The sequence below is a fragment of the Crocinitomix algicola genome (assembly GCF_001661595.2).
In the GTDB taxonomy this organism is placed as follows: Bacteria; Bacteroidota; Bacteroidia; order Flavobacteriales_D; family Crocinitomicaceae; genus Crocinitomix; species Crocinitomix algicola.
Genome location: NZ_LYPF02000007.1, coordinates 14,676 through 29,400 on the forward strand (window position 1 = coordinate 14,676; position 14,725 = coordinate 29,400).

Below are 14,725 nucleotides of genomic sequence, written 5' to 3' on the forward strand. Positions count from 1 at the left end.
ATATTGTTTTAGTTGAATTTTAAATTTTGATTAGAGTGAAAATGACTCGCCACATCCACAGGTTCTAGAAGCATTAGGGTTGGAGAAAATGAATCCTTTTCCGTTCAAACCTCCACTGTAATCTAGTGTAGTTCCAGCTAAGTACAAAACACTTTTCTTGTTCATCACGATTTTAATCCCATTGTGCTCAAACTCTTTGTCATCTTCATTGATTTGATTATCGAACTTGAGTTGATACATCAAACCAGAACATCCGCCTCCCTCAACACCAACACGGATGAAAAAACCTTCGTTGTTTTCTTCTCGCATCATACGTAGAGCGGTTTCTTTAGCTATATCTGTAACCGTTATCATATTGTCTTTGTTTAGATTTATTTTAAATAAGGATAAATCACGGTGCAAAAATACCGTTTTTGTGGTATTGCAACAAATATTTCAGCTGAAATTTCAAAGCTTATTTATAGCGGTTATCTTAAACCCTTGATTAGGCAAGGGGTTGGAGTGGTTTTTATTTAGAATCATTCTAAACAGAACTTAACGAATTGATATAAAACCTAATTTTTTGTGATAAATTAAAAACACGATTAATTTTGTATTCGTATAGATGATTATTAAAATATAAATCGAACAAAAAGTTTGTCAAACTGTTGGAATTTAAAACAGTCTTTTGACAAGTTTAAAGATTAAAGAACAACACATGAAAACATCAATTGCTAGAAAAGTATTAATGGCATTATCAGGTTTTTTTCTGATCGTATTTTTACTGCAACATTTCATTATTAATTTTACTTCGGTGTTTGGTCACGGAGAAACCTTCAATTCGCTTTCGCATTTTATGGGAACTTCACCGATGGTTCAGTTTGTCGCGCAGCCTATTTTGATTTTTGGCGTAATTTTTCACCTCGCTATGGGGATGTATTTAGAAGCACAAAATAATAAGGCACGAAATGTAAAGTATGTTATGAATAAGCCTGGAGAAAACGCTTCTTGGATGTCGCGTAATATGATTATTACAGGGGTGATGATTTTACTTTTCCTAGGTTTACATTTTTATGATTTTTGGATTCCAGAAATAAAAACAAAATTCATTGATGGCGATATGTCTGGTGCATTGAATGGAGTGGAAGGAACAAGGTATTTTCATGAATTACAACATAAATTTGTGGATGTTTGGAGAGTAATCATTTACTGTCTTTCATTCGTGTTTTTATCATTGCATTTATTACATGGTTTTCAATCAGCTTTCCAATCAGTTGGATTCAGAAATCATAAATATTTACCTACCATTAAAAAATTAGGAAACCTCTATGCAGTATTAATTCCCGCTGGATTTATTTTTATTGCATTGTTCCATTATTTAACTCAATTATAAAAAATTAGAGATGTCAGTTTTAAACGCAAAAATACCAGAAGGTCCTATTAAAGATAAATGGACAAATCACAAGAATAAAATTAACTTGGTGAATCCTGCGAATAAACGATTGATTGATGTAATTGTCGTAGGAACGGGATTAGCAGGAGGTTCAGCTGCAGCTTCTCTCGCAGAAATGGGGTATAAAGTAAAAGCTTTTGCTTTTCAAGATTCGCCAAGAAGAGCGCATTCAATTGCGGCTCAAGGAGGAATTAATGCAGCAAAGAATTATCAAAATGACGGTGATTCAGTTTACCGACTTTTTTATGATACAGTTAAAGGAGGTGATTATCGTGGTCGTGAGGCAAATGTTTATCGATTAGCAGAAGTTTCAGCAAATATTATCGATCAGTGTGTTGCTCAGGGTGTACCGTTTGCTAGAGAGTATGGAGGATTATTAGATAACCGTTCGTTCGGTGGTGTATTAGTCTCTCGTACGTTTTATGCTAAAGGACAAACGGGACAACAATTATTACTCGGAGCTTATTCGGCGATGAATCGTCAAATTGGTAAAGGGAAAATTCAAATGTATAACCGTCATGAAATGCTAGAATTGGTAATTGTTGATGGTAAAGCAAGAGGTATTATTGTCAGAAACCTTGTAACAGGGGCAATTGAACGACATTCTGCGCATGCCGTGGTGCTAGCAACTGGAGGATATGGAAATGTGTTCTTCTTGTCAACTAATGCGATGGGGTCTAACGTTACAGCGGCTTGGAGAGCACATAAAAAAGGGGCTTTCTTTGCAAACCCTTGTTATACTCAAATTCACCCTACTTGTATTCCACGATCGGGTGATTATCAATCTAAACTGACCTTGATGTCAGAGTCATTAAGAAATGATGGACGTATTTGGGTACCGAAGAAAATGGAAGATGTTGAAGCAATTCGAGCAGGTAGAAAGAAACCTACTGATTTGTCAGAAGATGAACGAGACTATTATTTAGAGAGAAGGTATCCGGCTTTCGGAAACCTTGTTCCTAGAGATGTCGCTTCTCGTGCGGCTAAGGAACGTTGTGATGCCGGTTTTGGTGTGAATCAGACAGGTGAAGCTGTTTACCTTGATTTTAAATCCGCGATTGAACGTTATGGTAAAGAACAAGCAACTGTAAGAGGGGAGAAAAATCCTTCAAAAGAACGCATCATAGAATTGGGCGAAGAGGTCGTTAGAACGAAGTATGGTAACCTATTCCAGATGTATGAAAAAATCGTTGATGAAAATCCGTATAAAACGCCAATGATGATTTATCCAGCTGTACACTATACGATGGGTGGTTTATGGGTAGATTATAATTTGATGACAACGATACCTGGTTGTTATGCTGCTGGTGAAGCAAATTTCTCTGATCATGGAGCGAATAGGTTAGGGGCCTCCGCCTTGATGCAAGGTTTGGCTGATGGATATTTTGTACTTCCTTATACTATTGGAGATTATTTAGCAGACGAAATCAGAACTGGACCAATTTCTACTGATACACCGGAATTTGATGAAGCGGAAAAATCAGTAGTTGAACGTATTGATACCTTGATGAACATTAATGGTTCTCAGTCCGTTGATTCGTTCCATAAAAGATTAGGTATGGTGATGTGGAATAAAGTAGGGATGTCTAGAAATGCAAAAGGATTAGAAGAGGCAATTCAAGAGATTAGAACGATTCGTGAAGAGTTTTGGAAGGATGTACGAATTCCAGGTTCTAAAAATGAATTTAATACAGAACTCGCAAAAGCGATGCGTGTAGCAGATTTTCTTGAGTTAGGCGAGCTATTTGCAAAAGATGCACTACATAGAAATGAGTCTTGCGGTGGGCACTTTAGAGAAGAGTCAGTAGAGTTAGATGGAGAACAAAAAGGCGAAGCTAAGCGTGATGATGTTAACTTTAAATATGTAGCAGCTTGGGAATGGAATGGAGATCCTGGAGCAGCAAACTTGCATAAAGAAGACCTTGAATTTAAAGATATTGAGTTAAAACAACGTTCGTACAAGTAAATTTAGTGACGGATTTAGCAATAATGAGGAATTGTTTGAAGAGAGGTCTTTGCTAAAATCTGAATTACGAACAACTAAAAATAACTATAGACTAACAACTATATAATATGTCAGATAAAACAATGAATTTAACACTCAAAATTTGGCGTCAGAAAGATGCTAAATCGAAAGGAAAAATGGAAACTTATCCAGTGACTGGAATATCAGAACACATGTCCTTTTTGGAGATGTTAGATGTTTTGAACGAACAGCTAGTGGTTGAAGGAAAAGAGCCTGTAGAGTTTGATCACGATTGTAGAGAGGGGATTTGCGGAATGTGCTCATTACATATAAACGGCGAAGCTCATGGTCCTGACCGTAGAGTGACAACTTGTCAATTGCACATGCGAATGTTTAAAGATGGGGAAACCATATATATTGAACCATTCCGGGCAAAAGGATTTCCAGTTGTCAAAGACTTAGTAGTGGATCGATCTGCCTTTGATCGTATTCAACATGCAGGAGGATTTGTTTCGGTAAATACTTCTGGTAACACGATTGACGCAAATGCTATTCCTGTTCCTAAAGATGACGCAGATGAAGCATTTAACGCAGCAACATGTATCGGATGTGGTGCTTGTGTTGCCTCATGTAAAAACGCTTCGGCTATGTTGTTCGTTTCTGCTAAAGTTTCACAATTCTCGCTTTTACCACAAGGGAAAGTTGAAGCAAAGGATCGTGTGATGAAAATGGTGAAACAAATGGATTTGGAAGGTTTTGGGAATTGTACGAATACTGGAGCTTGTGAAGTTGAATGTCCTAAAGGTATTTCCTTAGATAATATTGCTCGAATGAATAGAGAATATTTAAAAGCATCGCTCAAATAATTGAGTAGAGAATGTTTTAAAATCCTGCTTTGGTGAATCTTCCATAGCAGGATTTTTTTTGCAAAAAAAAACTGCCCCATAGGAGGGACAGTTCTTAATTATCAAATCTAAATCTAATTTAAAATTAACCGTTGTGCAAACGAACTTGTTGAGTTGTTAATCACAATGTTGTATACTCCTTTTGATAATTGTTCGTCTAATTCAATTGTAGATTGATTCATGCCAGAATTAGCCTGTATTTGATTCGTGTAAACCAAATTGCCTAACATATCATATATCATTATGTCTAATTCATTTTCCTGAATAGAATAGTACGATAAATTAAGTGTACTACTCGGAGTAGTTGGATTTGGGTAAATTGATATTTGCTGCAAACTTTCTTGATTTTTACCGTTTGATAAAACACCAGCAATATTAAAATCATCGATTAAAAAGTTATTGGAAAAATCTTCGGCAGTTAACTCGATTTTAAATCTAACATTTGATGCGGTGGCACTTGGAGGTAGAGGTATTGAAACAAGTTGCCAAGCCTCTTCATTATTTGGGAAGAACCCCGTAGCTTTATGACCTACACAGTTGATGTCATTATTGGATAGTATCTCTAAAGTAGTCCATGATGATTCACATTCTTTCCAAAATGACACTTTAAGATTAATTTGTTCAGCACTATATACTCCGGCATTAATAGTGGCGTAGATATACTTAAACGACAAAACTGGAGCGCTTGTATTTGACAGATTAAAAGAGGGACTTATCAGGATGTCTTTCGTTCCACCAATTTGCTCGTAATAGTGCGGTTGAATAATTGGATCAGGATCCCCAATAAAATATTTTAATCCTATTGCTTTATTACCAGTAGCCCCTGCAAACTCAATCTCTTCCCATTTTACAGCATTATGTTCTGGATTAATTACTATCCATTCATCTTCAGTAAATCCTTCGCCTTCAAAACTCTCTGAGTATGGTCCTTCATGTTCCCAATAATTGCCTAATGCATGAACAATTTCGTTTTTAACAATAGTTTCTGATCCAGCCTCATTTGAAACTGTAAGCTCCACATTGTAATTTCCAGCAGTATTGTAGGTCACGATTGGAGATGTTTCACTCGAATATTCAGGCGTTCCTCCAGGGAAATGCCAGCTGTATTCGTTTACTGTTGCCCTCGATATGCTTGGAAAAAATTGGATTGAATTACCTGCACAAAAGATGTCTTTATCCATGAAAAAATCTGGTGATGGTGTGCAAGTTACAACTTCATCACCATCAATACCTGCATTTATTGCGCTCTCCTCTGTGACAAGATTATTACGTTGCGATAAATCATTTGCTAATGCAGTGTTCATTACCGCGCTTTGATCTGCGGTGAACATTTTTGAACAATAAGAATATTCCATGTAATTTTGAATGTTCTCGGCAATTCCTTCATTACAATTATCGGTGTCCACTAGTATACATGAACTGTGACCTGCTGTTTCAGGTGTGTCTTCAATTCCATCATCGCCACAAGCAACTTCTGGACTGTTCGTACTTCCCCAGGTGTGAGGAAGGCCTAACCAATGTCCTATTTCATGAGTTAAAGCTCTTGAGTTAGTGCTGTTTGAAGTTCCAATGCTACCGATGTAATTGTGGCGAATTATAATTCCATCTGCATATTTTAATCCTGTAGAAACTGCAGAAGGATAGTAAGCATATCCAGCTACACCACCTTCCATTGATTTTACGACCCACACGTTTAAGTAACGTCCTCTTGGCCATTGATTTAATTTTGAATAATCGTCGCCAATAGTTGTTTCATGACTAAAAATTCGGTCGATTCCGTTTGTACAATTGCCAAAAGGGTCTTTGTTTGCAAGTTTAAATTCAATTCGTGTATCGGTAGCAATTGTTTTAAACTCATCCATAATGTCTACAGTATCCGCATTTAATTTACGGTAATCTCGATTTAGGATGGCCATTTGATCAAATATCTGTTCGTCAGAAATGTTCTCCACACCATTGTCATGGATAATATGAAAAACAACGGGGATGACTAAAACTTCTCCATCGCGATCGTGAGAATAAGTTTTACTTCTTTCAATAAGTTCTTGTTGGTCTCTTTCAAGGTTGGGATAAGCTTCATAAAGTCCTTCCATCTTTTCTGGAAGACCACAATTAAATTGATCTTGACTAAAGGATTGATGCGCAAACATACAACCTGTAATTAAGCCAAGCATTAGGTTTAGCTTTTTCATAATGTAAGCATTTAATTTGTAAATATTTTTCATTTGCAATTTACGGGGGTGCCACTGGAATAACAATTCATACGATATCTCGATTAAACCGTTGAGTCAATGGGGTGTGAGAATAGATGGGTATAAAAATGAACAAATCTGTTGAACTTCTTTTCTTTCCAAGAATTAAAGTAGTTTTGTGGTGGATGGTTAATCAACTTAAAGATATCACAAATCAAAAAATTCTTCTTAGCGCTTTGGATTGGGGAATGGGGCATTTGACCCGCTCAACTGCATTAATGGCGATTTTATTGCATCAAGGAAATGAATTGATTTTTGCCGGAAACAAAAAACAATGTGAATTTATACTGGGCGAATTTCCAAATTTGAAAACGCAGCTAATTCCCGGATATGAAATTCGATTAGACAGCAAAAAGAGTACTTTCCTACAATTGACGATACAGTTTCCACGCATTAAAAAAGTGATGAAGACTGAACAGAATTGGGTCGAATCATTTCTTAAAAATGAACAGGTTGATCTTATAATATCTGATAATCGATATGGTTTTTATAGCAAAAAGGTAAAATCAATCATTTTAACGCATCAAATTAATTTGCAAATACCCAGATTTAAAAAAAGGGTGAACGCTACCCTAAGCAAATGGTTGGATCAATTTAATGAGATTTGGGTACCTGATTATTATAATCGTAAATTAACCGGTGCCTTATCCGCACCAAATAAGCATCAGTGTCTTCGATATATTGGGCCATTATGTCGTTTTAAAAAATTGGAACAGCCAATAAAATATGATTATTTGATTATTTTATCCGGACCAGAGCCTGAAAGAACTAGCTTTCTTGCGCGTATGAAAGAACAATTCCTGAATCGTGATGTTGAAGTTGCTTTTGTTGGGGCTGCGGTAACAAATTGTGACTCTTACCCTAATCCGTCAACTCAAAAATTAAACGAATTGATTGCCCAAAGTAGATGTATTATTTCTAGAGCTGGGTATACAACAATTATGGAAATGGTTACCTTGAAGAAAAAATCGATTTTATATCCAACTAAAGGGCAGTTTGAACAAGAATACTTGGCCAATACAATTCGCAATGAGTGGGTGGAATTTCAAAATTGATACCTAGTATGCACAATCACAACTTTTGTCAAATTCAATTTTCACCCAAGAAAGTCTGTTGTTCCAAGCCCCCTGAAATTTATCATTGAAATTCATACCCCTTAGGTCAAGGTGTTCTAGTTTTTTCAAATGCATTAATTCATCTGGTAAATCAACCAAAACATTTAGCCAAACATCTAAAACAATTAATTCGGACAAGTCACCAATGCACGCAGGAATTTTAGCGATTTCATTTCTCCCTATAAATAGTTGCTTTAATTCAGTGAGCTTACAAATTTCATCTGGAAAAGAAGTGAATTTATTTTTTTCAAGATTTAAGGTCGTGAGCTCATTGAAATGAAAAGACTCCGGAAGGTCGGTGAGTTTGTTTTTGGCTAAATTTAGGTGTTGAAGTTTTTTAAATTGCAAAATTTCAAGAGGTATTTGCTTTAGACGTTGTCCACTCAAATCAAGATTAATTACAGAATCTATAGGTGCTTGTTTGGCTTCTTCTATTGATTTGAAAATCTTATTAGTTTGTGAAAATCCACTAACCATTAACAGGTAAGTCCAAAACAGAAAGACATGTTTTTTTATCATTGTTTAGTTGTGATTTAAGACTTTCTAAAGAATCAAAACTTTTTTCAGATCTAATTCGTTTCACGATAAATATACGAATTGATTTTCCATATAAATCATCTTCAAAATCAAATAAATGCACTTCAATTCTTTTTTCTTGAGTGTCTGAGATTGTTGGTCGCGTGCCGATATTCATCATGCCTTTAAATGAACCAGTTCGAAGTTCAACATTTACAGCGTAAACACCATTAATAGGCGAAATCAAATAAGGTTCTTTAAGGTTTATATTTGCAGTTGGATAGCCCAGTGTTGTTCCAATTTTGTCACCTTCTATCACAGTTCCTTCAAAGTTGAAAATACTGCCAAGGTATTTGTTTGCTTTTTCAATTTCTCCCGCTTGAATAGCCGCTCTAATTTTAGTTGAAGAGATATTGATGTCTTCATCTTGAAAAGCAGGTATTTCTTGGACGTCAAATTCATAAGTTTCACCCAATTGTTTGAGTAAATCTAAATTTCCAGTCCTATTTCTACCAAAATGATGATTGTAGCCAATGGTCATTAATTTGACGTTTACTTTATTGACTAGGATCTCTCTAACAAAATCAACCGCAGTCATTCTTGAAAATTCTTTGGTAAAAGGAAATAGGATTAAATGGTCAATACCAAAGGAGGCAAGTTTGTCAATTCGAGCATCAATGGATTGGATCATTTCAAGTCCATGGTCATTTGGGTGAAGTACCATTCTCGGATGAGGATGAAAAGTAAAAAGCACAGTTTCACCGTCTATTTTTTCAGCACTTTCTTTTAAAAAACGAATGACTTTTTGATGGCCTAAATGAACACCATCAAAAGTGCCAAGTGTGAGAACTGGATTTTTTATTGGAGGAACTTCGTCAATCGAATAATAAACTTTCATTAATCTTTAAAATCTAATTATCTTGATTTTTATCAATGTTCTAAGGGGTTAGGGGGATGTCTTAATGGTGATTTATCCTCAAATGAACTCCTTTTTTTTATCAAAGTTATAGAAAAATCCATCAACAATACTGGTCAAAGAATAAAAAGAACTAAATTTGCACCACGAAATTTTAATATTTATACTAAAAACTAAGGTAATGTCTACTATCAAAGGTAAGATATCAAGGGTAATCGGTCCAGTAATTGACGTGAGTTTTGATAACGGAGTCGAACTTCCTGAAATCATGGGTGCATTAGAAGTTGTAAAAGAAGACGGAACAAAAGTAGTCTTGGAAGTACAACAGCACATCGGAAACGACGCTGTTCGTAGTATCGCAATGGATTCATCTGATGGATTCAAAAGAGGGATGGAAGTAATCGTTACAGGTTCTCCTATTCTTATGCCAAAAGGTGAAGCAGTTAAAGGGCGACTATTCAACGTAACTGGAGATTCTATCGATGGTATCGGAGAAGTATCTAAAGAAAATGGTCTTCCTATTCATAAAGAAGCACCAAAATTCGAAGATTTATCAACTTCTACAGAGGTACTATTTACAGGAATTAAAGTGATTGACCTTATTGAGCCTTATGCTAAAGGTGGTAAGATTGGTTTGTTCGGTGGTGCAGGTGTAGGTAAAACAGTATTGATTCAGGAATTAATTAACAATATCGCTAAAGCATATTCTGGATTATCTGTGTTTGCAGGTGTTGGTGAAAGAACAAGAGAGGGGAATGACCTTTTGAGAGAGATGCTAGAGTCAGGAATTATCAATTATGGTGAAGATTTCTTGCATGATATGGAAAAAGGCGGATGGGACCTTACGAAAGTAGATACTGAAAAATTAAAAGAATCTAAAGCAACGTTTGTTTTCGGACAAATGAATGAGCCTCCTGGAGCAAGAGCAAGAGTTGCATTGTCAGGATTGACTTTAGCTGAATATTATAGAGATGGTGAAGGTGATGGTAAAGGAGCAGATATTCTTTTCTTCGTTGATAATATCTTCCGTTTTACCCAAGCTGGTTCAGAGGTGTCTGCACTATTAGGTCGTATGCCTTCTGCTGTGGGTTACCAACCAACGTTGGCAACAGAAATGGGGGCAATGCAAGAGCGTATTACTTCAACTACTAACGGGTCAATTACTTCTGTACAGGCAGTATATGTTCCTGCGGATGACTTAACAGATCCAGCACCGGCAACAACCTTTGCTCACCTTGATGCACAAACTGTATTGTCGCGTAAGATTGCTGAGTTAGGAATTTACCCTGCGGTAGATCCTCTAGAGTCAACATCTAGAATTTTAACGCCTGCAATTGTTGGACAAGAGCACTATGATTGCGCTCAACGTGTAAAATCAACATTGCAACGTTATAAAGAATTACAAGATATTATTGCAATTCTTGGTATGGATGAATTATCCGAAGAAGATAAATTGGTGGTTCATAGAGCAAGACGTGTTCAACGTTTCTTATCACAACCATTCCACGTAGCTGAGCAATTTACTGGTTTAAAAGGTGTGTTAGTTGATATTAAAGAAACAATTAAAGCGTTCAATATGATTATGGACGGTGAATTAGATCAATATCCTGAAGCAGCATTTAACCTTAAAGGTGGACTTCAAGATGTGATTGAAGCCGGTGAAAAAATGATCGCAGCGAACTAAAAAATTAGCGCAAATGTTATTAGAAGTTATCACGCCAGACGAAACTTTATTTAAAGGAAATGTGTCACATGTAGTTTTACCAGGAATCGATGGTTCATTCGGTATTCTGAAAGGGCATGCTCCTATGATTTCAGCATTAACAGCTGGAAATGTTAAAGTGGATCAAATCGTTGCTGAAAATAATAGCGACGAGCTAGAAGGAAAATACAATATCGAATTTAAAGATCAAACTTCGTTCTCGTTTGAGATTAATGGAGGAGTTATTGAAGTTAAAGCCGATAAGGTAATCGTACTAGCAGAATAAGGTTTGGTACTGAATTATATTTAAAAGGGATCCCTTGCATGGCGATCCCTTTTTGCATTCAAAACACTGTAAGGATCCTGAGTAGTTTCCTGTTAAGCTTTGTTAATAAAACAATTTAATCAATATAAACACGTTTAGTTTTCGTTGATTTGTGAAAAAAATCTTGCAAATTTGTTCTCCTTTTGAAAATGAACTATAAAGAGAATTTAGATACTAGTAATATTCCTGAACATGTGGCTATTATCATGGATGGTAATGGTCGTTGGGCGAAGGAAAAAGGCCAAATGCGTCTAGTAGGCCATGCAACCGGTGTGGAATCTGTTCGTGAAGCATTAACAGCCGCTTCTGAAATTAATGTAAAATACCTCACATTATACGCGTTTTCAACGGAAAATTGGAATCGGCCTAAATCTGAAGTAGACGGTTTAATGGATCTGCTTGTAACGACTATTGCGAATGAGCTGGAGTCTTTAAATAATAACGATGTTCGATTAATGACCATCGGTAATACAGATGATTTACCTGACGGATGTAGAAATGAATTGTTAAAGGCGATAGAAAAGACAGCTAACAACAAAGGGACAGTTTTAATTTTAGCCTTGAATTATAGTGCTAAACTTGAAATAAAAGAGGCAATTAAACGTATTGCAAAAGAATATAAAGAAGGAAATATCGGATTAGAAGATGTAAACGATGAACTTGTTTCAAATCATTTATATACGGCTGGTATTCCTGATCCGGAGTTGATGATAAGAACAAGTGGTGAAATACGAATTAGTAACTTCTTGTTGTGGCAACTAGCGTATAGCGAATTGCATTTTACACCAATTTATTGGCCCGATTTTAAAAAAGAAGACTTTTACAAGGCTATCTATGAATACCAAAATAGAGAAAGACGTTTCGGTAGAATTGGAGAGCAGTTGAATGAATTAGATAAGAATGATTAAATACCTCGCACTTCTCATAGCAACAATTGCTGTTGTAAACGTTAACGCTCAAATTTTAGGTGATCAAATTGTAGGTGGTGACAACTCTTTTTTGAGTCCTCAAAAATATACAATTGCGGCAGTTAGAGTGGAAGGAGTCGATGAGCTTGGTATTGATGATGTTGTGCGGTTGGTTTCTGGACTGAATGTCGGTAAGCAAATCACGGTTCCCGGTCAAGATATATCAAAGGCTATTCAAACGCTTTGGGAATATGACATGTTTTCAGATGTCCAAATATTAGCAGATGATGTTAAGAATGGAGAGATCTTTTTGACGATTAAATTAAAAGGTAGACCAAAGCTAGGCGGATATCGATTTGTTGGAATTCGAAATGGAGAAGAAGATAAATTGAGGGATATAATCAGTCTTAGAAAAGGTCAAAATATAACAGAATCATTAAAATCAAATACCGAAAATATCATTCGAAACTATTATAAAGACAAAGGTTTTTATAAAGCGAAAGTGGATATTGTTGAAGAGTTTGATACCATGTCGGGAATAAATTTTAGAGGTTTTGTTATTAATATCGAAAAGAATGACCGAATAAAAATCAAACACATTCAGATTACTGGAAATGAGGTTGAACCAAATGAGGATGCTAGCCTTTTTAAAAAAGTAAATACGAAGTTTTCTTATTCGAATTCTGGGATAAAACGGAGCATGAAGGATACCAAAGAGAAGGGTATCATGCGTATTTTTAAACGCTCAAAGTTTAATAGAACGGCTTACGAACGCGATAAAGCAGCAATCATCGAAAAGTATAATGCTATTGGATTAAGAGATGCTGCCATTATTAGAGATACGGTTTATCAAATTGATAAAAAACATTTAGGTATTGAACTCGTAATTGATAAAGGTGATGAATACTATTTTGGAGAAATTACTTGGATAGGCAATACGAAATACCGTTCTGGTCAGTTGGACACTTTAATGGGGATAGAGAATGGCGATGTTTATAATAAAGCTCTGCTCGAACAAAGACTATATTCTAGCCCTGATGGTAGGGATGTAACTTCTTTGTATATGGATAAAGGTTATTTGTTTTTTAATGTTGTTCCTGTTGAAATGAATATTACAGCTGATAATCGTATTAATTATGAGATGCGAATAACAGAAGGGAAAGAAGCTAGAATTAGAAATATAATTATCAAAGGAAATACGAAAACAAATGATCATGTCATCTTACGTGAAATTAGGACTAAACCAGGTGACTTATTCAATAGGAATGATATTATGCGAACCCAAAGGGAATTGGCAAACTTAGGTTATTTTGATCCTGAGCAATTTGGCGTAAATCCAGTTCCTAACCCAATGGATGGAACAGTAGATATCGAATATACGGTGGTTGAAAAATCCTCAGATCAAATTGAGCTTTCGGGCGGTTTCGGTGGCGGTCGATTGATTGGTACACTTGGATTGTCATTTACGAACTTTTCAACAAAAAATTTCTTTAAAAAAGGGGCTTGGCAACCATTACCAGCCGGAGACGGACAAAGTTTAAGTTTAAGAGGACAAACTTATGGGCGTGGTTACCAATCGTATAACCTCTCTTTTACAGAACCTTGGCTAGGTGGTAAAAAACCAACCTCACTTACCGTTTTTAGTTCTTATTCTTTATTGACCAATAGTTTGGACCGCGATGATGCGAGTTATAGTCAAACGTCAATCACTTCAGTTGGTGTTGGTTTAGGATCTCGCTTAAAATGGCCGGATGATTATTTCCAAATTTATGGAGAATTTAATTATCAATATTACGATTTACAGCAGTCTCAATATTTTATTTTTACAGACGGGTATTCAAATAATATTTCGTTGAAAGGGGTGTTAACAAGAACTTCTGTGAGTGAACCAATTTATCCACGCTCAGGTTCAAAATTTACCTTAACAGCAAAAGCTACATTGCCATACTCTTCATTCGACGGAATTGATGATGCTGCCTACGCAGGTCTATCCGCTCAGGAAAGATATAAATTTGCTGAATATTATAAGTTGAAATTTACGGGTGAATGGTATGCGCCTTTAACGAAAGATAAAAAACTTGTCTTAAGGCCTAAATTTGGATTTGGTTTCCTAGGAGCATATAATTCTGCCAAAGGTTATTCGCCATTTGAAAGATTTTATTTAGGTGGTAGTGGATTGAATGGAACTTGGCAGTTCGATGGACGTGAAATTATTTCTTTAAGAGGTTATACAGGTCAAACGCCAGTATCGTCTGAAACAGGAGGAACTGTAATTGCCAAATATTCAATGGAACTTCGTTACCCAATATCGCTTAACCCTCAAGCAACTATTTATGGATTGCTATTTACCGAAGCCGGAAATACATGGGATTCTTTCAATAAATTTGATCCTTTTGACGTTAAACGTTCTGCCGGATTTGGTGTAAGACTGTTCTTACCAATGTTCGGAATGCTAGGGGTTGACTTCGCATGGGGATTCGATCCTTTAGATGATGGGGCCGCTGGATTTGGTAGCGGAGATTCTGATCCAGGTGCTAATGTTAAAGGGTACACTTTTGGATTCTTCCCAATCATTGGTATGAATATTGGAGACTTATAAATAAAATTGTAAATTCGCCCCTTGTTCGTTCGGCACAAACTTTGCTAGTTGTGTAATGTAAGTAGGAAGCGGCGATTAATTGATGATTA

12 protein-coding genes are annotated in these 14,725 nt (G+C 36.0%); 8 read left to right on the plus strand and 4 right to left on the minus strand.

The features are described 5' to 3' along the window. Nucleotides 1-30: 30 nt before the first annotated feature. Nucleotides 31-354 (minus strand): HesB/IscA family protein, encoded by a 324-nt coding sequence (locus A8143_RS04360; RefSeq protein ID WP_070137469.1) that lies wholly within the window; start codon nucleotides 352-354, stop codon nucleotides 31-33. 343 nt (nucleotides 355-697) lie between these two features. On the opposite strand from A8143_RS04360, the gene A8143_RS04365 reads away from it, so the two are divergent. The 3 genes from A8143_RS04365 to A8143_RS04375 all read left to right on the plus strand — a co-directional run bounded on the left by A8143_RS04365 (nucleotide 698) and on the right by A8143_RS04375 (nucleotide 4,264). After that, complete coding sequence (locus A8143_RS04365; protein WP_070137471.1) at nucleotides 698-1,372, plus strand: succinate dehydrogenase cytochrome b subunit; 675 nt, start codon at nucleotides 698-700, stop codon at nucleotides 1,370-1,372. A 10-nt stretch (nucleotides 1,373-1,382) separates the two neighbouring features. Continuing rightward, nucleotides 1,383-3,398 (plus strand): fumarate reductase/succinate dehydrogenase flavoprotein subunit, encoded by a 2,016-nt coding sequence (locus tag A8143_RS04370; protein WP_070137474.1) that lies wholly within the window; start codon nucleotides 1,383-1,385, stop codon nucleotides 3,396-3,398. A gap of 122 nt (nucleotides 3,399-3,520) precedes the next feature. Further along, nucleotides 3,521-4,264, plus strand: a complete 744-nt coding sequence (locus A8143_RS04375) for a succinate dehydrogenase/fumarate reductase iron-sulfur subunit (protein ID WP_070137820.1) — start codon at nucleotides 3,521-3,523, stop codon at nucleotides 4,262-4,264. Between the two features lie 113 nt (nucleotides 4,265-4,377). Here A8143_RS04375 and A8143_RS04380 read toward each other — a convergent pair whose 3' ends face one another. Then, the gene (locus A8143_RS04380; RefSeq protein ID WP_175437482.1) at nucleotides 4,378-6,495 is read right to left on the minus strand and encodes a M43 family zinc metalloprotease; all 2,118 of its coding nucleotides are present in this window, start codon (nucleotides 6,493-6,495) and stop codon (nucleotides 4,378-4,380) included. 128 nt (nucleotides 6,496-6,623) lie between these two features. On the opposite strand from A8143_RS04380, the gene A8143_RS04385 reads away from it, so the two are divergent. Next, nucleotides 6,624-7,610, plus strand: coding sequence for a glycosyltransferase (locus A8143_RS04385; protein WP_175437483.1), 987 nt, complete (start codon nucleotides 6,624-6,626; stop codon nucleotides 7,608-7,610). 3 nt (nucleotides 7,611-7,613) lie between these two features. Here the strand turns inward: A8143_RS04385 and A8143_RS04390 are convergent, their stop codons facing one another. After that, nucleotides 7,614-8,189 (minus strand): leucine-rich repeat domain-containing protein, encoded by a 576-nt coding sequence (locus A8143_RS04390; RefSeq protein WP_139134264.1) that lies wholly within the window; start codon nucleotides 8,187-8,189, stop codon nucleotides 7,614-7,616. Further along, nucleotides 8,140-9,084 (minus strand): bifunctional riboflavin kinase/FAD synthetase, encoded by a 945-nt coding sequence (locus tag A8143_RS04395; protein ID WP_070137481.1) that lies wholly within the window; start codon nucleotides 9,082-9,084, stop codon nucleotides 8,140-8,142. Before A8143_RS04395 ends, A8143_RS04390 begins: the two co-directional genes overlap by 50 nt. Before the next feature lie 199 nt (nucleotides 9,085-9,283). Here A8143_RS04395 and atpD point away from each other — a divergent pair, with 199 nt between their 5' ends. The 4 genes from atpD (at nucleotide 9,284) to A8143_RS04415 (ending at nucleotide 14,636) form a co-directional block, all read left to right on the plus strand. Further along, nucleotides 9,284-10,786, plus strand: coding sequence for a F0F1 ATP synthase subunit beta (gene atpD, locus A8143_RS04400; RefSeq protein WP_070137483.1), 1,503 nt, complete (start codon nucleotides 9,284-9,286; stop codon nucleotides 10,784-10,786). A gap of 13 nt (nucleotides 10,787-10,799) precedes the next feature. Beyond that, the gene (locus tag A8143_RS04405; RefSeq protein WP_070137485.1) at nucleotides 10,800-11,090 is read left to right on the plus strand and encodes a F0F1 ATP synthase subunit epsilon; all 291 of its coding nucleotides are present in this window, start codon (nucleotides 10,800-10,802) and stop codon (nucleotides 11,088-11,090) included. Nucleotides 11,091-11,278: 188 nt separating this feature from the next. Beyond that, on the plus strand, nucleotides 11,279-12,037 hold the full coding sequence (locus tag A8143_RS04410; protein ID WP_070137486.1) for an isoprenyl transferase: 759 nt from the start codon (nucleotides 11,279-11,281) through the stop codon (nucleotides 12,035-12,037). Next, nucleotides 12,030-14,636 carry a BamA/OMP85 family outer membrane protein gene (locus A8143_RS04415; RefSeq protein WP_070137488.1) on the plus strand — a complete coding sequence of 869 codons (2,607 nt, stop codon included), beginning with the start codon at nucleotides 12,030-12,032 and terminating at the stop codon, nucleotides 14,634-14,636. Before A8143_RS04410 ends, A8143_RS04415 begins: the two co-directional genes overlap by 8 nt. The last annotated feature ends 89 nt before the right edge of the window (nucleotides 14,637-14,725 follow it).